Raw genomic sequence first — 24,143 nt, 5'->3', positions numbered from 1 at the left:
AAGAAGGACGCATCGCCCATTGTGTCCGGTTGTCCGGCGTACCACCGTTGCCGAACCGTGACACACCCGAAGACACTCCCCCGCCCCCGGCGTGTCGCCAACCCGACTCCCGGGCCGGGCTGGGCCAGGCCAAGATCGCGGTCTCGTGTCGAAATCTGCGCTCTGACGCTGCATTCCGACACGAGACGGCGATCTTGCACGAGACGCCCCACCCCCAGCCGAGGCCGCACAGGGGAAGATCGCGAGTTCGTGTCGAAATACCTGGCCAGACCGCACAAGTCGACACGAGATCGCGATCATCGCGGCGACCACTCCACCGGGACCGCGGCAACCCACCGGAAGCCCACCCGCGCCCCTCCGGCGCGGGTGTCGAACTTCACTGGTCCGGGAGGTCGAACGTGTCCGGGTCGATCAGCTCGGCCAGCTCCGCGTCCTCGGCGCTGCGGGCCGCCAGCGCGGCCTTGACCGCACGCACCGCCACGCCGCCCGGATAGCCCTTGCGTGCCAGCGCCCCCACCACCCGCCGGAACACCGCGTCCGGCTCCCCGCGCGTGGTCCGCAGCTTGCGCACGGCCAGCTCGTACGCGGTCTGCTCCTGGGTCTCGTCATCCAGCTCGGCCAGCGCCTCGGTGACGACCTCCTGGTCGACGCCCTTGCGGCGCAGCTCCTGGCTCAGCGCCCGCGAGGCCAGCCCCCGGCCGTGATGGCGGCTGGACACCCAGGCCCGCGCGAAGGCCGCGTCGTCGATGATGCCGACCTCGTCATACCGGTCCAGCACCGTCTCGGCGACGTCGGCGGCCACGTCCCGCTTGGCCAGCGCCGCCGCCAGCTCCGCCCGGGTCCGCGGGCGCACGGCGAGCTGGCGCAGGCAGATCTCCCGCGCCAGCTCGTAAGGATCCTTCGCGGCCTGCTCCCGCTCGGCCCGCCGCGAGCGCGGCTCGGTGTCCCGCCCGCCGTCGCGGCCGTGCCGGTCGATCTCGTCCCCCGGCTGGCCGAGGTGGGCATCCGGGTCGTGGCCGGGGCGCGCGGACCGGGCCGGGGCGGGCGGCTTCGCGTCCCATCCCCGGCCGGTGCGCGCACCGCGCCTTCGTCCCGCCATCGGTCAGCTCTCGGGCAGGCCGATCAGAAGTCCACCGGGGGCAGCGCCGGGCCGCCGGCCGCGTCGCCGGCCGTCGACTGGCCCACGCCGAGCTTCTCCAGGATCTTCTTCTCGATCTCGGCGGCGACGTCCGGGTTCTCCTTGAGGAACTCGCGCGCCTTCTCCTTGCCCTGGCCGAGCTGGTCGCCCTCGTACGTGTACCAGGCGCCGGCCTTGCGGATGATGTTCTGCTCGACGCCGACGTCGATCAGCGAACCCTCGCGCGAGATGCCCTTGCCGTACATGATGTCGAACTCGGCCTGCTTGAACGGCGAGGCGACCTTGTTCTTGACCACCTTGACGCGGGTCCGGTTGCCGACGACCTCGGTGCCGTCCTTGAGGCTCTCGATGCGGCGGATGTCCAGGCGCACCGAGGCGTAGAACTTCAGCGCCTTGCCACCGGTGGTGGTCTCGGGGCTGCCGAACATCACACCGATCTTCTCGCGCAGCTGGTTGATGAAGATCGCGGTGGTGTTGGAGCTGCTCAGGCCACCGGTCATCTTGCGCAGCGCCTGGCTCATGAGGCGGGCCTGCAGACCGACGTGGCTGTCGCCCATCTCACCCTCGATCTCGGCACGGGGCACCAGCGCCGCCACCGAGTCGATCACGATGAGGTCCAGCGCGCCGGAGCGCACCAGCATGTCGGCGATCTCCAGCGCCTGCTCACCGGTGTCCGGCTGGGAGACCAGCAGGGCGTCGGTGTCCACGCCGAGAGCCCGCGCGTACTCCGGATCGAGGGCGTGCTCGGCGTCGACGATCGCGGCGATGCCGCCGTTGCGCTGCACGTTCGCGATCGCGTGCAGGGCCAGCGAGGTCTTACCGCTGGACTCGGGGCCGTAGATCTCGACGATGCGGCCGCGCGGCAGGCCGCCGATGCCCAGCGCCACGTCGAGCGCGATGGAGCCGGTCGGGATGATCGCCATCTGCTGCACCGGGCGCTCGCCGAGGCGCATCACCGAGCCCTTGCCGAACTGCTTGTCGATCTGGGCGAGCGCCAGATCTAGGGCCTTGGTCTTATCGGGGTTGGTCGCCATCTTCGTCGCCACCTCTTTTAGGGCACTGTCAGTCGCCGACTTCGCAGCCTTCTTCGTCACGCGGACACGCTAGGCGCTGGGTCCGACAAAGGCGATGCGGGCACGCCAGGCTGTGGACAAGGACGCGTTATCCGGAGCACTGGTCAGGACGATAGCCGAACATGTGTACGAGCGCCATCCTGCCACGCCGTAGGCGTGTCCGCAGGCTTACCGCAGGCGTGCGGGCACCCGTTCGGAGTAGTGGTCGCACACGGCGCGCCAGATCAGGTGCACCTCCTCGCCGTCGGCCAGGGCGCTGTCGATCGTCCGCCCGCCCAGCTGCGGCAGCACCTGGTCGGCGGCGACGCTGGACGCGTACGCGGGCCCGAACACCTCGCGCAGCCGTTCCCAGAAGTCGGTCCGTCGCATCGGGCTAGTCTGCCACCTTCAGGTCGGTCACGGCGGACAGCGTGTTCGGCCGCAGCGCCAGCGCGATCAGCGGGATCGTGCTCAGCCCGGCGAGCAGCGTCAGCACGGCGTACCCGGACAGCTCCACCACCACCCCGGACAGCACCCCCGCGCCCGCCCCGGCCAGGCCGGTGACCAGGTCGGACAGGCCCTGCGCGCGGGCCTTGACGGCCATCGGCACCGACTCGGTGAACAGCGTCGAGCCGCCGACCATGGTGCCCGACCAGCCCAGCCCGAGCATGACCAGCGCCACGGTGAGCCGGGCGGTGTCGTGCCCGGCGGTGCCCGCCACCGCGCAGGCGGCGACGAGCAGCGCCACCCCGCCCAGGATCACCGGCACCCGCCCGGCCCGGTCGGCCAGCCAGCCCACCACCGGGGACAGGCCGTACATGCCGGCCACGTGCAGGCTGAGCACGAAGCCGACGATGCGCAGGGTGTCCGGCGCGTTGTGGCTCTCGCCGATGTGCACCGGCGTCATCGCCATGACCGCGACCATCACCAGGTGCCCGAGCGCCACCGCGGTCATGCCGAGCCGGGCCGGCGGCGACGCCAGCACCGCCCGCGCCGCCGCGCCCAGCGTCTGCCCGTGCCGGGCGCCGTCCGCACCGGTCCGCGCCTCCGCCGGCGCCGGGGCGGCCACGGCGGTGACAACCGTCACCTCCCCTGGTCGCGACCCGCCGGGCGCCCGTGCCGCCGCAGGCCCGGCGGCCCCGGTCCGGGGCCCTGCCGCCACCTCCGGCCCGGCCGCCTGCTCGGGCACCGCGGCCGTCCCTGGCGCGGCGGCGCGGGCAGCGGGTGCCAACGCCGCCGCCTGGGCCAGCAGCAGCGGGTCCGGGCGCAGGAACAGGGTCAGCAGGAGCGCGCTGACCGCGAAGGACGCGGCGGCGAAGGCGAACGGCCCGGCCAGCACGGGGATGCCGGTCCCGGCGAGCGCGCCGCCGAGCGGGGCGGCCAGGTTCGGCCCGACCACCGCGCCGAGCGTGGTGGCCCAGACGACCAGCGAGAGCTGGCGGCCGCGGCGCTGCGGCTCGCCGAGGTCGGTGGCGGCGTAGCGGGACTGCAGCTTGGCCGTGCTGCCCGCGCCGAACAGGAAGAAGCCCACGAACAGCAGCGGGATCGAGTCCAGCAGCGCCGCCCCGAGCACGCCGAGCCCGCCCACCGCGCCGGTGAGGTAGCACAGGGCCAGGCCGGGGCGCCTGCCGTACCGGCTCATCAGGGCGGTGGCAGGCAGCGCGAGGACGCCGCCGCCCACCACTGCGGCGCTCTGCGCGACGCCGGACAGCGCGGTGCCCGCCATCTCGCGGGTGAGCAGGGCGCCCACCGAGATGCCCATGGCCACGCCGAGGCCGCTGACGACTTCGACGATCATGAGCAGCCGGATGGTTCTGGCCTGCACCGCGGCGTACGCGGCGACGTTCGGCGCCATGAGGGGGCTCCCGGGGGGGTAAGGGGCGGGGACGCAACACCTACCTTGCCTGATCGACGTCGCTCGCACCGGCCCGGCCGGATGAGAAGGACTCGGGTATCGTCGTCCCCGAACAAAAACCCCCAGTACGGGCCACGTCCGCCGGGACCCCCGACCAGGCCTCAACCGTCCGGTCAGACCGCGGCACGTTTGGCAACTCCCGGCCCCGCTGGAACGTCCTGTGAAGGAGGCAGCGCCGCTGCCCCCTTCGGAAAGAGCCACTGGGCGACGCGTCGCCGCGCCGTCCAGCCGATCGGGGAGGACCATCCCGTGACCATCACCCCCGTCACGCCTCAGGCGATGACCGCCGAGCAGCGTGAGCAGTTCGAGCGCGACGGCTACCTGATCGTCCGCAACGTGCTGTCGCCCGACGAGGTCGCCCACTATGCGGCCGCCGTCGACCGTGTGTACGCCGAGCACGAGGCCGTCGGCAAGCTGGGGGCGGACGCCTCGCTGCACAAGCTCAGCGCGGTCGCCAGCTGCCCCGAGCTGAACGGCCTCGTCGACCACCCCGCGGTGTTCCCGCTCGTCTGGTCGATGATCGGCTGGAACGTGCACGTGTACCACTCGCACCTCGACGTGCACCCGCCGATCAAGCAGACGAAGCCCTACCGCTTCGAGTGGCACCAGGACGGCGGCCGCCAGAACGGCGAGCTGGAGACCGACCCGCGCCCCCGCCTGTCGGTCAAGCTGGCCTTCTGGCTGTCCGACGTGTCCGAGCCCGGCCGCGGCAACTTCAAGGTCGTGCCCGGCAGCCACAAGATGAACCGGATCGACGGCCCGCCGAGCCGCGACATCGAGTGGCCCGACCCGGCCGGCGCCATCGAGGTCTGCGTGCACCCCGGTGACGCGGTCTTCTTCGACCGCCGCATCTGGCACGCGCGCTCGAACAACTACTCGGAGATCACCCGCAAGGCGGTCTTCTTCGGCTACACGTTCCGCTGGATCGCCACCCGCGACGAGCGCCCGGCGCCGGAGCACGTGGCGCGGCTGAACCCGGTCCAGCGCCAGCTGGTCGGCGCGCTCGAGGGCCGGATCGACGACCCGGTCGACGGCGGCGACCACGCGTGGGGCTACTTCCCCGACGAGGTCCCGCTCTACACCGACCTCAAGGAGCGCGGTCTGCTCGACTCGTCGTTCCCCTGGCTGCGCCGCTAGCCGTCAGACGTCGATCGCCGTCTCGGGTCCGCAGGTGCGGGCTCGAGACGGCGATCTTCATTTCCGCCGGTACGCGTCAGCGCAGGTCCTCCGGGAGCAGGTCCATGAGCAGGCCGTCGTGCCAGGTGCCGTCCGGGCCCAGCTCGTAGCGGCGCATGACGCCCACGGGCTGGAAGCCCACCTTGGCGTAGCAGGCGATCGCGGCGGTGTTGTCCGCCGCCGGGTCGATGACCAGCCGGTGGTGCCCCAGCTCGCCGATCAGGTGCCGGGCCAGCGTGCGTACCGCGTCGGAGCCCAGGCCCCGCCCGTGCACGGCCGGGTCGAGGTAGAGGTCCATGCCCGCGTGCCGGTACATGGCGTCGCTCTCCTCGGTCCACTGGATCGCGCCGACCACCTGCCCGTCGTGCTCGACCACCAGCAGCTCCAGATCGGGGTCGTCGAGGTCGGCGGCGATCTCCGCGGCGAGGTCGTCGCCCTGCCAGCGCACGCGCACCTCCGGAGCGGCGCGGATCTCGGCGAGCCGGTCCACGTCCGCGGGCTCGGCGGGACGCAGCGCCACCCGCTCGCCGTGCAACGTCGTCATGCCGCCACGGTACGGCCCGGCCCGGGTCCCGGCCGCCGGATTACCCATGATCGACTCTGGACAGCGCTCGCTAGGCTCGGCCGTATGCAGATGACATGCCCGAAATGCCATGGCCAGATGCGGCAGTACGAGCGCAACGGCGTGACCGTCGACCAGTGCACCGAGTGCCGCGGCATCTTCCTCGACCGCGGCGAGCTGGAGCGCCTCACCCAGGCCGAGAACGCCTGGCACGGCGCCCACCAGCAGCACGCCGCCCCGCCGCCCCCGCAGCAGCAGCACTACCCCCAGCAGCAGCACGGCTACCGCGACCACGACTCGGGCGAGTACCCCCGCTACGACAAGCACCAGAAGCACGGGCACGGCCACCACAAGCGCCAGGAGTCCTTCCTCGAGGACCTCTTCGGCTGACCGCCCGGCCCACCCCGTCTATCGCAAGGCGGGGCGGGCGGCGGAGTGCGGGTGGGCGGCGGCCGCGACGGCGTCCGCGAGGGGCTCCGCCTCGTGCGGGAGCAGGGTGGCGATGGTGACGCGGACGGCGGGGCCGGTCGCGGTGCGGAAGACGTGGCCGGGAGTGACGGCGTACCCGGCGTCGCGCAGCGACGCGACCGCGCCGGTCTCGTCCGGCACCGGCACCCACACGTTGATGCCGGTGCGCCCGGTCGCCGCCACCCCCCGCGCGTGCAGGGCTGCGAGCAGGGCGCCGCGGCGTTCGTCGTACGCCCGGCCGGCGGCGGCGATCTCCGCGGCCACCGCGGGTGAGGTCCACAGCCCGAGCAGGGTGCGCTGCAGCAGCCCGGAGACCCAGCCCGCGCCGAGCCGCAGCCGCCCCTCGACCCGGGAGACGGTCTCGGCGTCCCCGGCGAGCACCGCGCAGCGCAGGTCGGGCCCGTAGGGTTTGCTGGCGCTGCGCAGGAACGCCCAGGCCGGCCCGGCCGCGACCGGATGCAGCGGCACCGCGGCCAGCTCCCCGGCGTGGTCGTCCTGGATCACGAACACGTCGCGCAGCAGCGGCCGCAGCGCGGCGGCCCGGGCGGCGCTCACCGAGGCGCCGGTCGGGTTCTGCGCGCGCACCGTGACGATGGCGGCGCGCGCCCCGGCGGCCAGCGCGGCGCGCACCCCCTGTTCGGTGGGCCCTTCGTCGTCGACCGGCATGGACACCGGCACCAGCCCGCGCGCGGCGACCAGGTCGAGCAGCGCGGCCCAGCCGGGGTCCTCGACGGCGACCCGGTCGCCGGGCCGCAGCCGCGCCTCCAGCAGCCGGTCCAGCCCGTCCAATGCCCCGCTGACCAGGCTGTACGCCGCATCGCCGGGCAGCTCCGGGAGCCGGGTGCGGGCGTGCGTGAGCAGTTCGGGCAGCGGCCCGCCGTCGGCGTACCGCAGCGGGGCGGCCTCGCCCGCGGCCAGCTCGGCGGCGACGGCGTGCAGCACCGGCGCGAGACCGGGCAGCAGCGCGGGATCGGGCTCGCCGTCGGACAGGTCGCGCACCCCGGCGGGCAGCGGCACGGCCCGGCGCGCGCGGCCCGTGGCGATCGGCGTGACCGGGCGGACCCGGGTGCCGTTGCGGCCGGCGGTGACCACGATGCCCCGGTCGCGCAGCCGCTGGTAGGCCGCCGCGACGGTGGCCGGGCTGACCGACAGCTCGGTGGCCAGCGACCGCACGCTGGGCAGCGCGTCGCCGGGGGCCAGGCCGCCGCCGCGCACCCCCTCCTCCACGGACGCGGCTATCGCCGTTGCCGAGCCACCGGTGATCGGATATCGTACTGTCACAAAGCCAAGTATGTACTAGTACAGAACTACGAGTCAAGGAGGCGGACATGGCCGGCACCGAGCCGTCCGCGTACCCCCGGACCCCGCGCACCACCGCCCTGCGGATGCGCGAGCGCATGTCCTACGACCGCGCCGCCGCGCACGCGATCCTCGACGAGGCGTGGCACTGCACCCTCTCCTTCGTGCTCGACGATGAGCCCCGAGTCCTGCCCACCCTGCACGTGCGCGTCGGCGACACGCTCTACCTGCACGGCTCCAGCGGCGGCCGGATGGGCCTGGGCGCCCGCGGCGGGCTGCGCGTCGCCGCCTGCGTGACCCACCTGGACGGGCTGGTGCTGGCCCGCTCGCAGTTCCACCACAGCGCCAACTACCGCTCTGTGATCGCCCACGGCACCGCCGAGCTGGTCACCGACGAGGCCGAGAAGCTGCGCGTGTTCACCGCGCTCGCCGAGAAGATCGGCCCCGGCCACGCCGCACGCACCCGGCCCCCGTCGGCGAAGGAGCTGGCCCAGACCGCCCTGCTGGCACTGCCGCTGGACGAGGTCTCGGTGCGCGCCCGCACCGGCACCGCCGGCGACGACGAGGAGGACCTCGACCTGCCGTACTGGGCGGGCGTGCTCCCCCTGCGCGTGGAGCCCGGCCGCGCCGAGCCAGCCCCCGGCGTCACCGTGCCCGTCCCCGACTACCTGGGCTTGGAGCGCGGCCCGTGGTTCGAGCCGGTGGTCCTGCGCGGCGAGCGGGTGACCCTGGAACCGCTGGACCTGTCCCACGTGGACGGCCTGTTCGCCGCTGCCGGCGGCGACGACGAGGTGTGGCGCTGGCTAAGCCGCAGCACCCCCCACACCCCCGCCGAGCTGGCCCCGTTCGTCGAGATCGCGCTGGACATGCAGCACCGCGGCGAGCGCGTCCCCTGGGTGCAGCGCGCCACCGCCACCGGCGAGATCCTCGGCACCACGTCGTACTACGCGATCGACCCGAAGCACCGCCAGCTCGGCATCGGCCACACCTTCCTGGCCCGCAAGGCCTGGCGCACCGGCGTCAACACCGAGTCCAAGCTGCTCCTGCTCGAACGCGCCTTCGACGTCCTCGGCTGCGAGCGCGTCGAATGGCACACCGACCACCGCAACGAGCGCTCGCAGGCCGCCATCGCCCGCCTCGGCGCGACCCGCGAGGGCGTACACCGCCACCACCGCCTGCGCCCCGACGGCACCTGGCGCGACACCGTCACCTTCAGCATGCTCGCCGCCGACTGGCCCACCGCCCGCGCCCGCCTTCAATAAAGGAAGGGCACCTTCTTAACGCTATGCGTAGTAGAAGGTGCCCTTCTTAACGCCTCCCAGGTGACGCAGCACACGGGCATCTCGACCTAACGGCCGACACGCATTTCGCTCCTTACGAGAGAGGATGGCCACATGCTCGGCGTCACCGACCTGTGGACCTTCGTGCTCGGCACCATCGCCATCGTGCTGCTGCCCGGACCGAACTCGATGTACGTGCTCGCCGTCGCGGCCCGCCGCGGCGTACGCCAGGGCTACCGCGGCGCGCTCGGCGTGTTCTGCGGCGACGGCGTGCTGATGCTCGTCTCCGCGGCCGGCATGGCCTCGCTGCTGCGCGCCGTGCCCGCCCTGTTCATGGTCGTCAAGTACGCCGGCGCCGCATACCTCGGCTACGTCGGCGTCCGCATGGTCGTCAGCGCCGTACGCGGCTGGCGCGACCTGGCCGCGGGCCGCCCCGACGCGGCCGCCGCCCAGCCGGAGCCCAAGGCCGAGAACGCGTTCCGCCGCGCCTTCACCATCAGCCTGATGAACCCGAAGGCGATCCTGTTCTTCGTCTCGTTCTTCATCCAGTTCGTCGACCCCGGGTACGCCTACCCCGCCGCGTCGTTCGTACTACTGGCGATCATCGTGCAGCTCTGCAGCGCGCTCTACCTCAGCCTGCTCATCTTCAGCGGCAACCGGCTCGCCGCCACCTTCCGCAGCAGGCGCCGCCTGGCCGCCGCCGGCACCAGCGCCATCGGCGCCCTGTTCGTCGGCTTCGGCGTCAAACTCGCCACGTCGTCCCTATAACCGGAACCCTGAGCACCCGCGAGTCCTCGACCGCACCCGACTTATCCACCCCGACGCGCCCCCGCAGCGGCCCTCATCCCGCGAAGATCGCGATCTCGTGTCCAAACCTGGGGCCCAGCCCCACTTCCCGACACGAAACACTGATCTTCACGACCGGGCCAACGCCGCAGCAAGGCCGCCAAGCCCGCCGCGCGGCGCAAGATCGCGGGTTCGTGTCCAAACCTGAGGCCCAGCCCCACTTCCCGACACGAAACACCGATCTTCACGACCAGGCCAACGCCGCAGCGACACCCGCACCCCAGCCGCGCGGCAGATGATCGCCGGTTCGTGTCGAAACCTGTGGCATGACCGCACCTAACGACACGAGGCACCGATCTCCATCCTCGGCGCCGGTTCTAAAGGCACCCCCACCAGACCGCCACACATAGACGTCGGCCCACCACATCGATCCGGCCGAGACCGAAGTCGACGTGATAGGCCAACGTCAATAAAGCTCGGGAGCCGCAAACCCAGCCCCGCCCCCACCCCCGGGCAGCAAAAACGGTCGGCGTCGAAGCCGGCCGAAAACGCTGGAGGCAGGCAGGGTCAGGCGATGGACGGCTCAGGGATGAGCAGGTCGTGGCGCCCCAGGTCGCGGATGATGTCGTTGACCACCCAGATGTCCACGTGCGCCGGGCGCGCGTGGCTGTGCGGGTGCCGGGCGTCGCGGTTGCGGACCACGAAGTAGTGCACGGCCGCCCGGACCCGCGCCCGGTCGACGGCGCTGGCGCGCACCGTCTCGCGGATCAGCGCGCGCAGGTGGTGAGCGATGCGCTCGGCGAGCGCGAACTCGTGGCCGGAGTGGCCGGGCTGGTCTGCCTGCAGGCGGGCGAGGTGCCCGTCGAGCTGGCGCAGCAGCACGTCGGACTCGTGGCGGCTGTTCTTCCTGTCGACTGCCGGTGCGGTCTGTCGTTCGGTCATTTCACCCTCCGCACACCGTGTTCGATGTGTTACTCATCGTGAGCAAGACGGTACGTGATTCGGGCGCATCCGGGCAACCCTCACATCCGATCCGTCTCATCCTCTGGGCCTACCCCCGCGCCTGCGTGGCAAACGCCACAGCCGGCGGAGTCACCCGTCGGTGCCAGGTAAAACGCTCTCGGCGGGGCCTGCTGTTCCCACCGGGCGAATGTCGGTGGGGGCGGGCAGGATGGTCGGTGATGAATGCTCCCGCGCTCGCCGCCGCACAGTTCGGGCCCGCCACCCGGGCGTGGTTCGACGCCGCCTTCGCCGCGCCCACCGCCGCCCAGGCAGGCGCCTGGCAGGCCGTGAGCGCGGGCGCGAACGCACTGGTCGTGGCCCCGACGGGCTCGGGCAAGACGCTGGCGGCGTTCCTGTGGGCGCTGGACCGGCTGGCCCACGAGCCGCTGCCGGAGGACCCGACCCGCCGCTGCCGCGTCCTCTACGTCAGCCCGCTGAAGGCGCTGGCCGTGGACGTCGAGCGCAACCTGCGCACCCCGCTGACCGGCATCCGGCACGCCGCGGCCCGGCTGGGCCTGCCGGAGCCGGACATCTCGGTCGGGATGCGCACCGGCGACACCCCCGCCGAGGAGCGGCGCTCGTTCCAGCGCCGCCCGCCGGACATCCTGATCACCACCCCGGAGTCGCTGTTCCTGCTGCTCACCTCGCAGGCACGGGAGTCGCTGCGGGGCGTGGAGACGGTGATCGTCGACGAGGTGCACGCGGTGAGCGCGACCAAGCGCGGCGCGCACCTGGCGCTGTCCCTGGAGCGGCTGGAGGCGCTGCTGGAGCGGCCCGCGCAGCGCATCGGCCTGTCCGCCACGATCGAGCCGGTGGAGACCGCGGCCCGCTTCCTGGGCGGGGCGGCCCCGGTCACCGTCGTGCAGCCGAAGACCGCCAAGACCATCGAGGTCAGCGTCGAGGTCCCGGTCGAGGACATGACCGCGCTGGACGAGGGCCACGCCGAGGACGAGGGCCCGCGCCGCGCCTCGATCTGGCCCGCCGTCGAGGAGCGGGTCTACGAGCTGATCAAAGCGCACCGCTCGACGATCGTCTTCGCCAACTCCCGCCGCGGCGCCGAGCGCCTCTGCGCGCGCCTCAACGAGCTGGCCGCCGAGCGGACGGTGCAGCCCGTGCCGCCCCCCGCCCAGATCATGGCTCAGTCCGGCACCGGGTACGGCGCACCGCCGCAGCTCGCCAGGGCACACCACGGTTCGGTGTCCAAGGAGGAGCGCAAGCAGATCGAGGAGGAGCTGAAGTCGGGGCGGCTGCCCGCCGTCGTCGCCACCTCCAGCCTCGAGCTCGGCATCGACATGGGCGCCGTGGACCTGGTGGTGCAGGTCGGCGCGCCGCCGAGCGTGGCGGCCGGGCTGCAGCGCGTCGGCCGGGCCGGGCACCAGGTGGGCGCGGTCTCGCGCGGCGTGGTGTTCCCGGTGCACCGCGGCGACCTGCTGTCCTGCGCGGTGGTGTCGCTGCGCATGACGGCCGGGCGGCTGGAGCCGCTCGACTTCCCGCACAGCCCGCTGGACGTGCTGGCGCAGCACATCGTGGCGATGACCGCGATGGACGAGTGGACCGTCGCCGACCTGGCCGCGCTGGTGCGCCGGGCCGCGCCGTTCGCCGCGCTGCCCGAGTCGGCGCTGCACGCGGTGCTGGACATGCTGGCCGGGCGCTACCCGTCGACCGCGTTCGCCGAGCTGCGCCCGCGCATCGTCTGGGACCGCGCGGCCGACCTGCTCACCGGCCGCCCCGGCAACCAGCGCCTGGCGGTCACCTCCGGCGGCACCATCCCCGACCGGGGCCTGTTCGGCGTCTTCCTCGCCGGTTCGGAGAAGGCGTCCCGGGTCGGCGAGCTGGACGAGGAGATGGTGTACGAGTCCCGTGTCGGCGACGTGTTCGCGCTGGGCACCAGCTCGTGGCGCATCGAGGACATCACGCCGGACCGGGTGCTGGTCTCCCCCGCCCCCGGCCAGCCCGCCCGGCTGCCGTTCTGGAAGGGCGACCAGGCGGGACGCCCGGTGGCGCTGGGCAAGGCGCTGGGAGCGTTCCTGCGCAACCCGTCCAGCCTGGACAGTCTCGACGAGGCCGCGAAGAGCAACCTGACGGCATACCTGGAGGAGCAGCGGGCCGCCACCCGGCACCTGCCCGACGACCGGACGGTGCTGGTCGAGCGCTTCCGCGACGAGCTGGGCGACTGGCGCATCGTGCTGCACAACGTGCTCGGCGCGCCCGTCAACGCGCCCTGGGGCCTGGCCATCGGGCAGCGGCTGCGCGAGCGGTACGGCGTCGACGCGCAGGTGCACGCCGCCGACGACGGCATCGTGGTGCGGCTGCCGGAGACCGCCGACGAGCCGCCCGCGGCGGACGTGTTCGCCTTCGACGCCGACGAGATCGAGTCGCTGGTGGCCGAGACGGTCGGCACGTCGGCGCTGTTCGCGTCGCGGTTCCGGGAGTGCGCGGCGCGCTCGCTGCTGCTGCCCCGCCGCGATCCGGGCCGGCGGCAGCCGCTGTGGCAGCAGCGCCAGCGCGCCGCCCAGCTGCTCGACGTGGCCCGCGACTACCCCGACTTCCCGGTGACGCTGGAGGCGGCGCGGGAGTGCCTGCGCGACGTGTTCGACCTGCCGTCGCTGGCCTCGATGATGCGCGACATCGCCGCCCGGAAGATCCGCATGGTGGAGGTGTCGACCCCGCAGCCGTCGCCGTTCGCCCGCTCGCTGCTGTTCGGCTACGTCGGCGCGTTCCTGTACGGCGAGGACGTCCCGCTGGCCGAGCGCCGGGCCGCCGCGCTGGCGCTGGACCCGACGCTGCTGGCCGAGCTGCTGGGCCGGGTGGAGCTGCGCGAGCTGCTCGATCCGGCGGTGATCGCGGAGACGGCGCTGCGGCTGCGCTGGGCCGACCGGCGGGTCCGCGACGCCGAGGACACCGTGGAGATGCTGCGCCGACTCGGTGACCTGACCCACGACGAGATGACCGAGCGGGGCGCCGAGCCGGACTGGGTCGTGGAGCTGGCCCGCGCGGGGCGGGTGCTGTCCATCCGGGTGGCGGGCGAGGAGCGCTGGATCGTCGCCGAGGACGCGGGCCGCTATCGGGACGCGCTCGGTGTGGCCCTGCCGCCCGGCCTGCCCGCCGCGTACGCCGCGCCGGTCGCCGACCCGCTGCTCGACCTGATCGGGCGGTACGCACGCACCAACGGCCCGTTCCGGGCCGACGACTGCGCCCGCCGGTTCGGGCTGGGCGTGGCCGTGGTCGAGCACACGCTGCACCGGCTGGCCGCCTCCGGGCGCCTCGTCTCGGGCGAGTTCACCGCGCACTCCGACGGCGGTTTCGTCGAGTGGTGTGACGCGGAGGTGCTGCGTACGCTGCGCCGCCGCAGCCTGGCCGCGCTGCGTAAGGAGATCGAGCCGGTCCCGCCGGACGTGCTGGGACGCTTCCTCCCGGCCTGGCAGCACGTGGGGCGGCGCAGCGAGGGCGTCGACGCGGTCGCCGCCGTCGTCGACCAGATCCAGGGCGTGCCGGTGCCCGCCTCGGCGCTGGAGCGCCTGGTGCTGCCCGCGCGCGTGGGCGACTACACGCCGTCCTACCTGGACGAGCTGTGCGCCACCGGTGAGGTGGTGTGGGCCGGCGCGGGCGCGATCGGCGGCAGCGACGGCTGGGTGGTGCTCGCTTTCGCCGACGTGGCTCCCCTGCTGCTCCCGCCCCCGTCCGAGCTGGCCCTGACCCCGGTGCACGAGGCCGTGCTCGACGGGCTGGGCGGCGGGGCGCTGTTCTTCCGGCAGCTCGCCGAGCGGGCCGAGGCCGAGCACGCCGACCTGCTGGCCGCCGTGTGGGACCTGGTCTGGGCCGGGCTGGTCAGCAACGACACCCTCGCCCCGGTGCGGGCGCTGCTGTCCGGCGGCGGGGGCGCCCACCGGGCCAAACCGACCCCGGGCCGCGCCCGCTACCGGCGGCCGGGCCTGACCGGCGGGCGCTCCCTCTCCTCCGCGCTCGGCGGCATGGCGCATCTGCCCAGCTCGGCGGGCCGCTGGCACGTGCTAGGCGCGCGGGACACCGACCCCACCGCCCGCGCCGCCGCGCTCGCCGACGCCCTGCTGGAACGGCACGGCGTGGTCACCCGCGGCGCGGTCGCCGCCGAGAACCAGCCCGGCGGGTTCGCCGCCGTGTACCCGGTGCTGTCCGCGCTGGAGGAGCGCGGCGCGGCCCGGCGCGGCTACTTCGTCGAGGGGCTGGGCGCGGCCCAGTTCGCACTGCCCGGGGCGGTGGACCGGCTGCGCTCCTACTCCGAGCGCGACGGGGCCGCCAAAGCGCTGGTGCTGGCGGCCACCGACCCGGCCAACCCCTACGGCGCGGCGCTGCCGTGGCCGCACACCACCGAGGGTCACCGGCCCGGCCGCAAGGCGGGCGCGCTGGTGGTGCTCGTCGGCGGAGCGCTGACGCTGTACGTCGAGCGCGGTGGGCGTACCCTCCTCTCCTTCACCGACGACGAGACCGCGCTCGCCGCCGCGGCCGCGGCCCTGACCGGGGCCGTGTCCAGCGGGGCGCTCGGCGCGCTGACCGTGGAGCGCGCCGACGGCGAGGCCGTCACCGGCAGCGCCCTGGGCGCGGCCCTGGAAGCGGCCGGCTTCCGCATCACCCCCCGAGGCCTGCGCATCCGCGGCTGACCGCCCCGCGATGATCGCGGGTTCGTGTCCAGATGTGCGGCCCGACCGCAGGTTCGGACATGAGATCGCGATCATCCCGCCGGGACGGCCTCAGCCGCGCCACGGTGCCCGGAGATGAAGGTCAGGGAAAGACCAGGGAGCCGGATGCCGGATACGGGCTGGCGAGCCGCGTCTGAGCGGTGGCATGCTGCGGGTCATGACCGTCGCCGCCGCCCCCACGCGCCGTGACTCCTATGTGGATTTCCTCCGGGCGCTGAGCCTGATCGTGGTGGTGCTGTGGCACTGGGCGTTCACCATCCTCGACTGGCGCGACGACGGCCCGCACGCCACCAGCCCGCTCGGCTTCACCCGGGGGCTGTGGCTGGCCACCTGGCTGCTGCAGGTCATGCCGCTGTTCTTCTTCATCGGCGGCTTCGTGCACCTGCGCACCTGGGAGAAGGCCCGCTCACGCGGGGTGACCATGGGCGCGTTCATCGGGCGGCGCATGGGCCAGCTGCTCATCCCGGCCGGGATCGTCCTGCTGCTGTGGATCGGCCTCGGCTCCCTCATCGGGGCCTACTTCAACCTCACCGGCGTGGGCCGCGCGGTGAAGCTGGTGGTCAGCCCGCTGTGGTTCCTCGGGGTGTACCTGATGCTGATCGCGCTGCTGCCGGTCAGCCTGTGGCTGCACCGCAAGGCCGGGGTGCTGGCCCTGGTCTGGCTGGCGGGCGCGTCGATGATGGTCGACGTGCTGCGCTTCGGCAGCGACCTGGAGGACATCGGCTGGCTGAACATGGTGCTGGTGTGGGGCTTGGCCCACCAGGCCGGCTTCTTCTACCAGAACGTGGTCGACTCACCCCGGCGCAACGACTGGGCCCTGCTCTGGACCGGCCTGTTCGGGCTGGTCGGCCTCGTCGGCTCCGGCCTGTATCCGGGCTCCATGGTCGGCGTACCCGGCGAGCGCTTCTCCAACATGGCCCCGCCCACCTTCGTCATCGTGGCGCTGCTGGCGTTCCAGATCGGATTCGCCGAGCTGCTCCGCCCGCGCATGCAGGTGCTGCTGGAGCGCCCCCGCTGGAAGCGGGCCAACGAGCTGATCAACGAGTTCTCGCTGCCGCTCTACCTGGTGCACACCACCGGTATGGCCATCTTCCTGTTCCTGACCTGGCTGTGGCTGCGCTACGACATGGACAAGCCCGCCGACGTGGACCTGGGCTGGTGGCTGACCCGGCCGCTGGCCATCATCGGCCCGCTGATCTGCACGATCCCGGTGCTGCTGCTGTTCCGCAACCTGCACCGCCGCGGCACGGCGGCGGCCGCCGCCCGGCGCGCCGCCGAGGCGGAGAAGGCGGCGGGTACGCAGCCCGCGGCGGTGCCCGCCCCGCGCGAGCCGGCGGTCGAGGACACCTCGGCCGAGGAGGCGAGCGCGCCGCGCCGGCCATAGTGGACAACGGCCCGGATCGGTCTACCTTCGTAGGCATGCCCGGATACGACTACATCTCGTTCACGACCGACTACGGACTGTCGGACGGGTTCGTCGCGGCCTGCCACGGGATGATCGCCCGCGGCGCACCCGAAACCCGGATCATCGACGTCACCCACCTGATCGCGCCCGGCGACATCACCCGCGGCGCGGCCGTGCTCGCCCAGACCGTGCCGTACCTGCCCGACGCCGTACACCTGGCCGTCGTCGACCCCGGCGTCGGCACGGTCCGCCGTCCCGTGCTGCTGCGGACCCCGCGCGGCCTCCTCGTCGGCCCCGACAACGGCCTGCTGGTATGGGCCGCCCAGGCGCTCGGCGGCATCACCGCGGCGTACGAGCTGGCCAGCGCCGACTGGTTCGCCCCCGACGTGTCCCGCACCTTCCACGGCCGCGACGTGTTCGCCCCGGTCGCCGCCCGGCTGGCCCGCGGCGCCGACCCCGCCGACGCCGGCCCCGCGCTCGCCCTCGACGAGCTCGTCCAGCTCCCCGACCCGGTGGTGGCCCTCGGCGACGGCTGGCTGGAGGCCGAGGTGCTCACCGTCGACCGCTTCGGCAACGTACAGCTCGCCGCCGCCGGGGCCGCCCTGGAGCAGCTCCCCGACCGCCTCACCGTCGGCGGCTGCCGCGCCGTACGCGGCTCCACCTTCGCCGACGCACCCTCCGGCGGCCTGGTCGTCTACGCCGACTCCGCCGACCGCGTAGCCATCGCCGTCAACGGCGGCCGCGCCGCCGTAATGCTCGCCGTAACCCCCGGCGACATAATCCGCATCTCCTAACCCCACCCTTCCCACCCCCTCTCCCGCGCCCCCCTCCCGCGCCACCCTCTCCCGCGCCACCCTCAGCCGCCACCACCTCTGCCGCGCCGATCTTGCGCGAACTGTGGGTGCGACACGCCCTTTCCGGGCAAAAGGGCAACACCTCGCGCAAGATCGACGCGCGCGGCCGCCGCCGGGCCACCGTCGCGCGCCAAGATCGTCGAAGTTGCCAGGCACATGGGCGAATGGGCGGTCAAGATACGCCCATGTGCCTGGCAAGACGGACGATCTTGGGGCCGTCGCGTGGACGAAAGGCGGCGCGAGCGCGCGAGCCACCCGCGCGCAGGAACGGCCGGAACGCGAGAGCGGCCGAAGCGCAGGAGCAGCGGGAGCGCGCGAGCGGCCCGAGTTCGAGAGACGCCCGAGCGCAGGAGCAGAGGGCGGGAGAAGAGCGAGCCAGGCCGAGTGGGTCCGGGCGAGTACGCGGGGCGGGCTGTGGGCGCGGGGCGGGCTGTGGGCGCGGGCGGGCCGTGGGCGCGGGGCGAGGTCGGGTGGGGAGGTCAGGGGCGGGCGGGGAAGAGGAGGGTGGCGGCGGCGCGGAAGGCGGTCAGGGGGTCGGTGTCGCCGGCGAGGTTGCGCAGGCCCCCGGACTGCCAGAGGGTGGCGAAGCCGTGGGCCAGGGACCAGGCGGCCGTCGCGGCGGCGACCGGGTCGTCGCCGGTCCGGGTCGCGGGCATCGCCGCCAGGCCGCCGTGCAGCAGGCGACCACTCTCCTCGCGCGCCGCGATCAGCTCCGGCGCGTCGGCGTGGTACAGGTCTGGCCGGAACATCACCCCGAAGTGGGCGGGGTACGCCAGCGCGAAGCGCACATACGCCACGCCGCGCTCGCGCATGTCGGGCGCTTCGGCCAGCGCCTCGGCGAGCAGGCGGTAACCGTCCACGGCGACGGCGGTGAGCAGCCCGGCCTTGTCCCGGAAGTGGTGCGCGGGAGCGGCGTGCGAGACGCCCGCCCGCCTGGCCAGTTCCCGCAGGCTGAGCGCGCCCGGCCCGTCCTCGGCGAGCACCTCCAGCGCGGCGTCGAGGATGGCCCGGCGCAGGTCGCCGTGGTGGTAAGCGCGCGCGGTATCGGTCACCCCTCCACGGTACGCCAAATCTTGTCATTGACAAGTTTCGCCGCGCCCACCTATCTTGGCACTGACAAGATAGTGATGGGAGCCGAGATGAACCCCGCCCTGGTCCGCCAGATCTGGCACCTGCTGGAGCCGGTCCACGCGAGCCTGTACTACGCCCCCGAGGCCCACGCGGAAGCCGCCGCGCTCGGCTTCGACGTGAACACCCGCTGGCCGAGCTACTTCGCCTGGCGCTCGGCGCCGCTCGGCGCAGCCGGACCCGAGCTGGTCGCCGCAACGTACTTCAGCTTCAGCCCCGCCATGATCGGCCAACACGTGCCGTCGATCTGGGACACCGCCACGCCCGGCGACGTCCTGGCCGCCCGGCAGCGCGCCGTGGATGCCACCCTGCGCGCCCGGCTGGGCGACCTGATCGGCAGCCCGGAGCTGGCCGAAGCCGCCGCGCTGGCCCGCCGCGCCGCCGAGGCCGCGGTCACCGCGGGACGGCCGCTGGCCGCCGCCAACGCCGACCTGCCCTGTCCGGACGAGCCCCACCTGGCGCTCTGGCACGCCGCAACGGTGCTGCGCGAGCACCGTGGCGACGGCCACGTGGCGGCACTGCTGGCCGCCGGGCTGGACCCGGTCGAGGCGCTGGTGTCGTTCGCGGCGGTCGGCGCGGCGCCGGTGGAGGTGTTCGCCTCGCGTGGCTGGACCGCCGAGGAGTGGTCGGCCGCCCGCGAGCGGCTCGCCGAACGCGGCTGGATCGGCCCGGACGGGCTGGCGACGCCGCTCGGGCGCGAGGGCCGCGACGCCGTCGAGGCGCGCACCGACGAGCTGGCCACAGGACCGTGGCAGGCGCTCGGCCAGGCTGCCACCGGGCGGCTGGCGCAGCTGGTCATGCCCGCGATGCTGGGCGTGGTCCGTTCGGGCATCCTGCCGGCGCAGAGCACGCTCGGCATCAAGCCCCGCGCTTGATCACGCCACAGCGGGCGGCTGTTCGCCAGGATGACGGGCATCAGGCCCGCTGCTTGATCGCGCTCCATCGGGCGTTCGTCCCGAGACACGCGAACACGCCGAAAGGCAAACCGTCGCCCCCTGCGTTAAGAAGGTGCCCTTCCTCTACGGAAACCGTTAAGAAGGTGCCCTTCCTTTCGGGTCAGACGCTGACGACCTCGCGGCCGCGGGTGTTGCCCGTGTTGCCGGGGCGGATGTTGCGGGTCGTCCGCAGCGTGGTGCGCAGCGGGTTCTCGCGCCGGACCGTGACCGAGACCTGGCCGTCGGTGGCCACCTCGGTGCGCGGGCGGTGCGGCAGCGGCACCATCGCCTCGGCCGCCTGGTCGACGCCGCGCGGCGCCGGGGGCGTCAGCACACCCTCGACCTGCTCGGCGACCGCCATCGTGTCACTGACCTCGCGCAGCACCTCGGACAGCCGAGCGCCGAGCGCGTCGCAGATCGAGGTCAGCAGCTCGCTGGACGCCTCCTTCTGCCCTCGCTCGATCTCGGACAGGTATCCGAGACTGACGTTCGCGGCCGTGGAGACCTCGCGCAGGGTGCGGTGCTGGCCCTGGCGGCGGGCACGGAGGGCATCACCGATCACTCGACGCAGAAGCACCATGTCGCACCCCCTGTACTGTGCCCCGTAACTACTGTCGGCTGATATGCCGTCAGCCGCCGGTTGTCACCGACGGCTGAGAAGAACCGTACTCTCTTAATGCCATTTCGACACCCCGCCCCGCCGGGGCGGTGCGGAACTTGCTCGGCGGCCGGCGCCATAGGAATACACACTACGGCAGTGACCCCAAACCTCGCCCGGCCAATAATCAGATCACGGTACGGCGACAGCCTCGCGCAGCAGGTCAAGGGCGCTTTCCACAGCCGCGAGCCGAACGTGAGAACGGTCACCATCGATGTCGAGGGCGCGTACCCGGCCGAGGCCACCCGGCCCGGCCAGCGCCACGTACACGGTCCCGGCGGGCACGCCGTCCTGCGGACCGGGACCGGCCACTCCGGTCGTGGCCAGGCCCCAGTCGGCACCGCAGCGCTCGCGCGCGCCCCTGGCCAGCGCCAGCGCCACGTCCGGGTCGACCGGCCCGCGCGCGGCGAGCAGGTCCGCGTCCACCCCGGCGAGGCTGTGCTTGAGGTCTGTGGCATACACCACCAGCCCGCCGCGCAGCACCCTGCTCACCCCCGGCACGGTCACCAGGGTCGCGGTGAGCAGGCCGCCGGTCAGCGACTCGGCCGCGGCGACCGTCTCACCGCGCGCGGCCAGCTGTTCCACCAGCGCAGCGAGCCCGGTCACGCCGCCTCCGCCACGGAGACGTCCCCCGCACGCGGCGCGGGCACGGCAGCCGCCCCCGGCCCAGGGCGGCGCCCAGCCACGGCCTGGGGCTCCTCCTCAGCGCCGCCGAGGGCTCCGGGCACACCACCCCTGGGAGCCTCCGGCACACCGCCGCCGGGAGCGCTGGAGGCGGCGTCGCCGCTTTCGGCACCCTTGGTGGCGCGCTGCGCGGCCCACTCGTCATAGGCGGCCGCGACGGACGGCCAGAGCCGGTCCAGCTCGTCGTCGGCCAGGCCGAACACGTCGGCCAGTGCCTCTCGCCACGCGGCGCGGGTCACGAGGTGCTCCTCGCGGCGGCCGGCCGCGTCATGGGTGGTCAGCACGCAGCTGCGCAGGATCTGCACCCCGGCGGCCGTACGGCGCTGGGCCGAGAACAGCCCGGTGAACGGCGAGCGCGGCGAGGTGGACAGGTGCTCGTGCGCGCCCGCGAAGTCGCCCAGCGTGGCCGGTGCGGCAGCGATGTCGCAGGCCGCGAAGGAGCCGGACGGGTCGTGCCGCAGCCGCCAGCCCGGCTCCGCCCGCAGCGTCTCGCCAAGGGCGTACGAGAACGGCCCCTGCGGGTGCTCACCGGCGCGCAGCGGCAGCGGGTCGTGCAGCGCGTCGCCGAGCCCCGCGTCGGCCAGCCACGTGCCGTCCGGGTGGGCCGGGTCGGGCAGGCCGTGCACCAGCAGGGCCAGGTGGTTCAGGTCGGCGTCGGCGACCGCCGGGTCGCTCACCACGTACCCGCGGTGCAGGGTGACCGTGAAGCCCAGCTCCCGCAGCAGCTCGCTGAACGCGCCGTTGAGCTGGAAGCAGTAGCCGCCCCGGCCGGTCGTGATCTGGCGCAGCGCGTGCTCCGGCGCGACCGTGCCCGGCCGGCCCAGCAGGATCTCCAGGTTCGTGTACGGGATCCGGGCCACGTGCGCCCGGTGCAGCTCGTGCAGGTACTCCGCCGAAGGCGCGCGCCTGGGCAGGCCGAGGCGGCGCAGGTACTCCTCGATCACGAGGCGGGCTCGGTCGCGCCGCGGCGCAGGCGGATCGCGGCGATCACGTAGTCGATCCCGGTGACCACGGTGACCAGCAGCGCCGCACCCATCAGCCACGGCCCGACGGCCGCCCACGGCTGCCCGAACGGCCACAGGTACCACGCGATGGCGGCGATCTGGAGCACGGTCTTCAGCTTGCCGCCGCGGCTGGCCGCGATGACGCCGTACCGGATGACCCAGAAGCGCAGCAGCGTGATGCCCCACTCGCGCACCAGGATCACCACGGTGACCCACCACGGGAGCGCGTCGTACCAGCTCAGCAGCACCAGCGCGGAGCCGGTCAGGGCCTTGTCCGCGATCGGGTCGGCCACCTTGCCGAACGAGGTCACCAGCTCGAAGCGGCGGGCGATCCAGCCGTCGACGTAGTCGGTGAACGACGCCACGCCGAACGTGATCGCGGCCGCGATCCGCCAGCGCTCGTCGGTCATCCCAGAAACGATCACCAGTGCCACGAAGACGGGCACCAGCACGATGCGCACCACCGTCAGGACGTTGGCGGCGTTGAGCAGCGGTGGCACTCGGCGTGAACGTTCCTGCACGGCGGACACGCTAACCAGCCACCACGGCCAGTGCGGGCCGACCGGCCGGAGCCGCGTCGATCATTTCCACCGGCACCGCGACCAGGTCGACCCCCTCGGTGCCGGTCACCCTCGCGCGGACCAGGTCGCCCGGGTGCAGCGCGGTCAGGTCCACCCCGCCGTCCCCGCTCACCAGCGTCGTCGAGCCGTCCACCTCCGGCGCCTGGTGCGCCGCGCGCCCCTCGACCCCGTTTTCATCGACGGTGTCCACGAGCACTTCCACCAGGCTGCCCAGGCGCTCCTCGGCGCGCTGCGCGCACAGCTCCTCGACCAGCGACAGCATCCGGTCGTAGCGGCGCCGGACCGTCGCCGCGCCGATCTTGCCGTCCATGGTCGCGGCCTCGGTGCCGTCCTCGTCGGAGTAGTCGAACACGCCGATCGCGTCCAGCCGCGCCTCGCTGACGAAGCGCACCAGCTCCTCGTAGTCGGCGCGGGTCTCGCCCGGGAAGCCGACGATGAAGTTGCTGCGCGCGCCCGCCTCCGGGGCCAGCTTCCGGGCGCTGTCCAGCAGCTCCAGGAAGCGCTCGGTGGAGCCGAAACGGCGCATCCGGCGCAGCACCGGCTCGGCCGAGTGCTGGAACGACAGGTCGAAGTACGGCGCGACGCCCGGCGTGGTGGCGATCGCCTCGACCAGGCCCGGCCGGGTCTCGGCGGGCTGCAGGTAGCTCACCCGCACCCGGACCAGGCCCCGGATCGCGGCGAGCTGCGGCAGCAGCTTCTCCAGCGCCCGCGGGTCGCCCAGGTCCTTGCCGTACGACGTCGAGTTCTCGCTGACCAGGACCAGCTCGCGTACGCCCGTGCCGGCCAGCCACTCCGCCTCGGCGAGCAGCTCGTCCGGCGTACGGCTGACGAACGAGCCGCGGAACGCCGGGATCGCGCAGAACGAGCAGCGCCGGTCGCAGCCGCTGGCCAGTTTCAGCGAGGCCACCGGGCTGCTGTCGAGCCGGTGCCGCAGCACGGGCCGCAGGTGCGCCGGGGTGTGCTCGTCGTTGGTGAACGCCGCGTGCCCCGGCACGATCACGCCCGTGTCGCGCCGCTTGGCCGGGGCCATCGGCAGCAGCTCACGCCGGTCACGCGGGGTGTGCGCGTCGTGCTTGTCGCCCCGCATCACGCCGTTGAGCGCGGCGGAGATCGACGGGTAGTCGTCGAAGCCGAGCACGGCGGCGGCCTCGGGCAGGCTCTCGGCCAGCTCCTTGCCGTACCGCTCGGCCATGCAGCCCGCCGCGACCACCTTCGCACCGGTGTCGGCGGCGGCCAGCAGCGTCTCGATGGAGTCCTGCTTGGCCTTCTCGACGAACCCGCAGGTGTTCACGAGGACCACGTCGGCGCCCTCGCCGTCGGTGCTGACCTGCCAGCCGTCGGCCGCCAGGCGCGCGGCCAGCTCCTCCGAGTCGACCTCGTTGCGGGCACAGCCCAGCGTCAGCAGCGCGACCCGGCGCGGCGACCCGGACGATTCGTGGGGTGACGGGGAGGTTACTGGCACCCGACCAGGCTACCGGGCGCGCACGACATACCGGGTAGTGCCTTCCCTGTAAGGAAGGGCACCTTCTTAACGCTATTC

The 24,143-nt window shown here is 73.5% G+C and carries 21 protein-coding genes; 8 read left to right on the top strand and 13 right to left on the bottom strand.

The window, feature by feature from the left end:
- Window positions 1–376: 376 nt before the first annotated feature.
- The 4 genes from Cba03nite_RS04625 to Cba03nite_RS04610 form a co-directional block, all read right to left on the bottom strand.
- On the bottom strand, window positions 377–1,099 hold the full coding sequence (locus Cba03nite_RS04625) for a regulatory protein RecX (RefSeq protein ID WP_203742202.1): 723 nt from the start codon (window positions 1,097–1,099) through the stop codon (window positions 377–379).
- A gap of 23 nt (window positions 1,100–1,122) precedes the next feature.
- Window positions 1,123–2,172 (bottom strand): recombinase RecA, encoded by a 1,050-nt coding sequence (gene recA, locus Cba03nite_RS04620; RefSeq protein WP_203742242.1) that lies wholly within the window; start codon window positions 2,170–2,172, stop codon window positions 1,123–1,125.
- A 207-nt stretch (window positions 2,173–2,379) separates the two neighbouring features.
- A complete protein-coding gene (locus Cba03nite_RS04615; RefSeq protein WP_203742200.1) occupies window positions 2,380–2,580 on the bottom strand; it encodes a DUF3046 domain-containing protein in 201 nt (66 codons plus the stop codon).
- Between the two features lie 4 nt (window positions 2,581–2,584).
- On the bottom strand, window positions 2,585–4,045 hold the full coding sequence (locus tag Cba03nite_RS04610; protein WP_203742198.1) for an MFS transporter: 1,461 nt from the start codon (window positions 4,043–4,045) through the stop codon (window positions 2,585–2,587).
- 309 nt (window positions 4,046–4,354) lie between these two features.
- Between Cba03nite_RS04610 and Cba03nite_RS04605 the strand changes: the two genes are divergently transcribed.
- Window positions 4,355–5,242 (top strand): phytanoyl-CoA dioxygenase family protein, encoded by an 888-nt coding sequence (locus Cba03nite_RS04605; protein ID WP_239125468.1) that lies wholly within the window; start codon window positions 4,355–4,357, stop codon window positions 5,240–5,242.
- A 76-nt stretch (window positions 5,243–5,318) separates the two neighbouring features.
- Here Cba03nite_RS04605 and Cba03nite_RS04600 read toward each other — a convergent pair whose 3' ends face one another.
- The gene (locus Cba03nite_RS04600; protein WP_203742196.1) at window positions 5,319–5,825 is read right to left on the bottom strand and encodes a GNAT family N-acetyltransferase; all 507 of its coding nucleotides are present in this window, start codon (window positions 5,823–5,825) and stop codon (window positions 5,319–5,321) included.
- Between the two features lie 84 nt (window positions 5,826–5,909).
- On the opposite strand from Cba03nite_RS04600, the gene Cba03nite_RS04595 reads away from it, so the two are divergent.
- Complete coding sequence (locus Cba03nite_RS04595; protein ID WP_239125467.1) at window positions 5,910–6,233, top strand: TFIIB-type zinc ribbon-containing protein; 324 nt, start codon at window positions 5,910–5,912, stop codon at window positions 6,231–6,233.
- Between the two features lie 18 nt (window positions 6,234–6,251).
- On the opposite strand, the gene Cba03nite_RS04590 is transcribed toward Cba03nite_RS04595, so the two are convergent.
- Complete coding sequence (locus Cba03nite_RS04590) at window positions 6,252–7,592, bottom strand: aminotransferase class I/II-fold pyridoxal phosphate-dependent enzyme (RefSeq protein WP_203742194.1); 1,341 nt, start codon at window positions 7,590–7,592, stop codon at window positions 6,252–6,254.
- Between the two features lie 47 nt (window positions 7,593–7,639).
- On the opposite strand from Cba03nite_RS04590, the gene Cba03nite_RS04585 reads away from it, so the two are divergent.
- Both Cba03nite_RS04585 and leuE read left to right on the top strand, forming a co-directional pair.
- Window positions 7,640–8,872, top strand: a complete 1,233-nt coding sequence (locus Cba03nite_RS04585) for a bifunctional pyridoxamine 5'-phosphate oxidase family protein/GNAT family N-acetyltransferase (protein WP_203742184.1) — start codon at window positions 7,640–7,642, stop codon at window positions 8,870–8,872.
- A 132-nt stretch (window positions 8,873–9,004) separates the two neighbouring features.
- Window positions 9,005–9,658: a leucine efflux protein LeuE gene (gene leuE / locus Cba03nite_RS04580; RefSeq protein ID WP_203742182.1), complete on the top strand. Its 654-nt coding sequence runs from the start codon at window positions 9,005–9,007 to the stop codon at window positions 9,656–9,658.
- A gap of 585 nt (window positions 9,659–10,243) precedes the next feature.
- Here leuE and Cba03nite_RS04575 read toward each other — a convergent pair.
- Complete coding sequence (locus Cba03nite_RS04575; RefSeq protein ID WP_203742180.1) at window positions 10,244–10,618, bottom strand: hypothetical protein; 375 nt, start codon at window positions 10,616–10,618, stop codon at window positions 10,244–10,246.
- Window positions 10,619–10,857: 239 nt separating this feature from the next.
- Between Cba03nite_RS04575 and Cba03nite_RS04570 the strand changes: the two genes are divergently transcribed.
- The 3 genes from Cba03nite_RS04570 (at window position 10,858) to Cba03nite_RS04560 (ending at window position 17,553) form a co-directional block, all read left to right on the top strand.
- On the top strand, window positions 10,858–15,315 hold the full coding sequence (locus tag Cba03nite_RS04570) for an ATP-dependent helicase (RefSeq protein WP_203742178.1): 4,458 nt from the start codon (window positions 10,858–10,860) through the stop codon (window positions 15,313–15,315).
- 196 nt (window positions 15,316–15,511) lie between these two features.
- The gene (locus tag Cba03nite_RS04565; protein ID WP_239125466.1) at window positions 15,512–16,738 is read left to right on the top strand and encodes an acyltransferase family protein; all 1,227 of its coding nucleotides are present in this window, start codon (window positions 15,512–15,514) and stop codon (window positions 16,736–16,738) included.
- Window positions 16,739–16,773: 35 nt separating this feature from the next.
- On the top strand, window positions 16,774–17,553 hold the full coding sequence (locus Cba03nite_RS04560; RefSeq protein ID WP_203742174.1) for an SAM hydrolase/SAM-dependent halogenase family protein: 780 nt from the start codon (window positions 16,774–16,776) through the stop codon (window positions 17,551–17,553).
- 539 nt (window positions 17,554–18,092) lie between these two features.
- Here Cba03nite_RS04560 and Cba03nite_RS04555 read toward each other — a convergent pair.
- Window positions 18,093–18,665: a TetR/AcrR family transcriptional regulator gene (locus tag Cba03nite_RS04555; protein ID WP_203742172.1), complete on the bottom strand. Its 573-nt coding sequence runs from the start codon at window positions 18,663–18,665 to the stop codon at window positions 18,093–18,095.
- An 87-nt stretch (window positions 18,666–18,752) separates the two neighbouring features.
- Between Cba03nite_RS04555 and Cba03nite_RS04550 the strand changes: the two genes are divergently transcribed.
- The gene (locus tag Cba03nite_RS04550) at window positions 18,753–19,616 is read left to right on the top strand and encodes an SCO6745 family protein (protein ID WP_239125465.1); all 864 of its coding nucleotides are present in this window, start codon (window positions 18,753–18,755) and stop codon (window positions 19,614–19,616) included.
- 181 nt (window positions 19,617–19,797) lie between these two features.
- Here Cba03nite_RS04550 and Cba03nite_RS04545 read toward each other — a convergent pair whose 3' ends face one another.
- The 5 genes from Cba03nite_RS04545 to rimO form a co-directional block, all read right to left on the bottom strand.
- Window positions 19,798–20,256: a helix-turn-helix domain-containing protein gene (locus Cba03nite_RS04545; RefSeq protein ID WP_203742168.1), complete on the bottom strand. Its 459-nt coding sequence runs from the start codon at window positions 20,254–20,256 to the stop codon at window positions 19,798–19,800.
- A 210-nt stretch (window positions 20,257–20,466) separates the two neighbouring features.
- A complete protein-coding gene (locus tag Cba03nite_RS04540; RefSeq protein ID WP_239125464.1) occupies window positions 20,467–20,940 on the bottom strand; it encodes a CinA family protein in 474 nt (157 codons plus the stop codon).
- The gene (locus Cba03nite_RS04535) at window positions 20,937–21,962 is read right to left on the bottom strand and encodes an arylamine N-acetyltransferase family protein (RefSeq protein WP_203742166.1); all 1,026 of its coding nucleotides are present in this window, start codon (window positions 21,960–21,962) and stop codon (window positions 20,937–20,939) included. Before Cba03nite_RS04535 ends, Cba03nite_RS04540 begins: the two co-directional genes overlap by 4 nt.
- The gene (pgsA, locus tag Cba03nite_RS04530) at window positions 21,959–22,543 is read right to left on the bottom strand and encodes a CDP-diacylglycerol--glycerol-3-phosphate 3-phosphatidyltransferase (RefSeq protein ID WP_239125463.1); all 585 of its coding nucleotides are present in this window, start codon (window positions 22,541–22,543) and stop codon (window positions 21,959–21,961) included. Before pgsA ends, Cba03nite_RS04535 begins: the two co-directional genes overlap by 4 nt.
- A gap of 10 nt (window positions 22,544–22,553) precedes the next feature.
- Window positions 22,554–24,065, bottom strand: coding sequence for a 30S ribosomal protein S12 methylthiotransferase RimO (gene rimO, locus Cba03nite_RS04525; RefSeq protein ID WP_203742164.1), 1,512 nt, complete (start codon window positions 24,063–24,065; stop codon window positions 22,554–22,556).
- Between the last annotated feature and the right edge of the window lie 78 nt (window positions 24,066–24,143).

It is taken from the genome of Catellatospora bangladeshensis, from assembly GCF_016862575.1.
Classification (GTDB): Bacteria; Actinomycetota; Actinomycetes; order Mycobacteriales; family Micromonosporaceae; genus Catellatospora; species Catellatospora bangladeshensis.
Note: the sequence above shows the minus strand (reverse complement) of the source record. Positions and strands in the feature narration are given on the sequence as shown.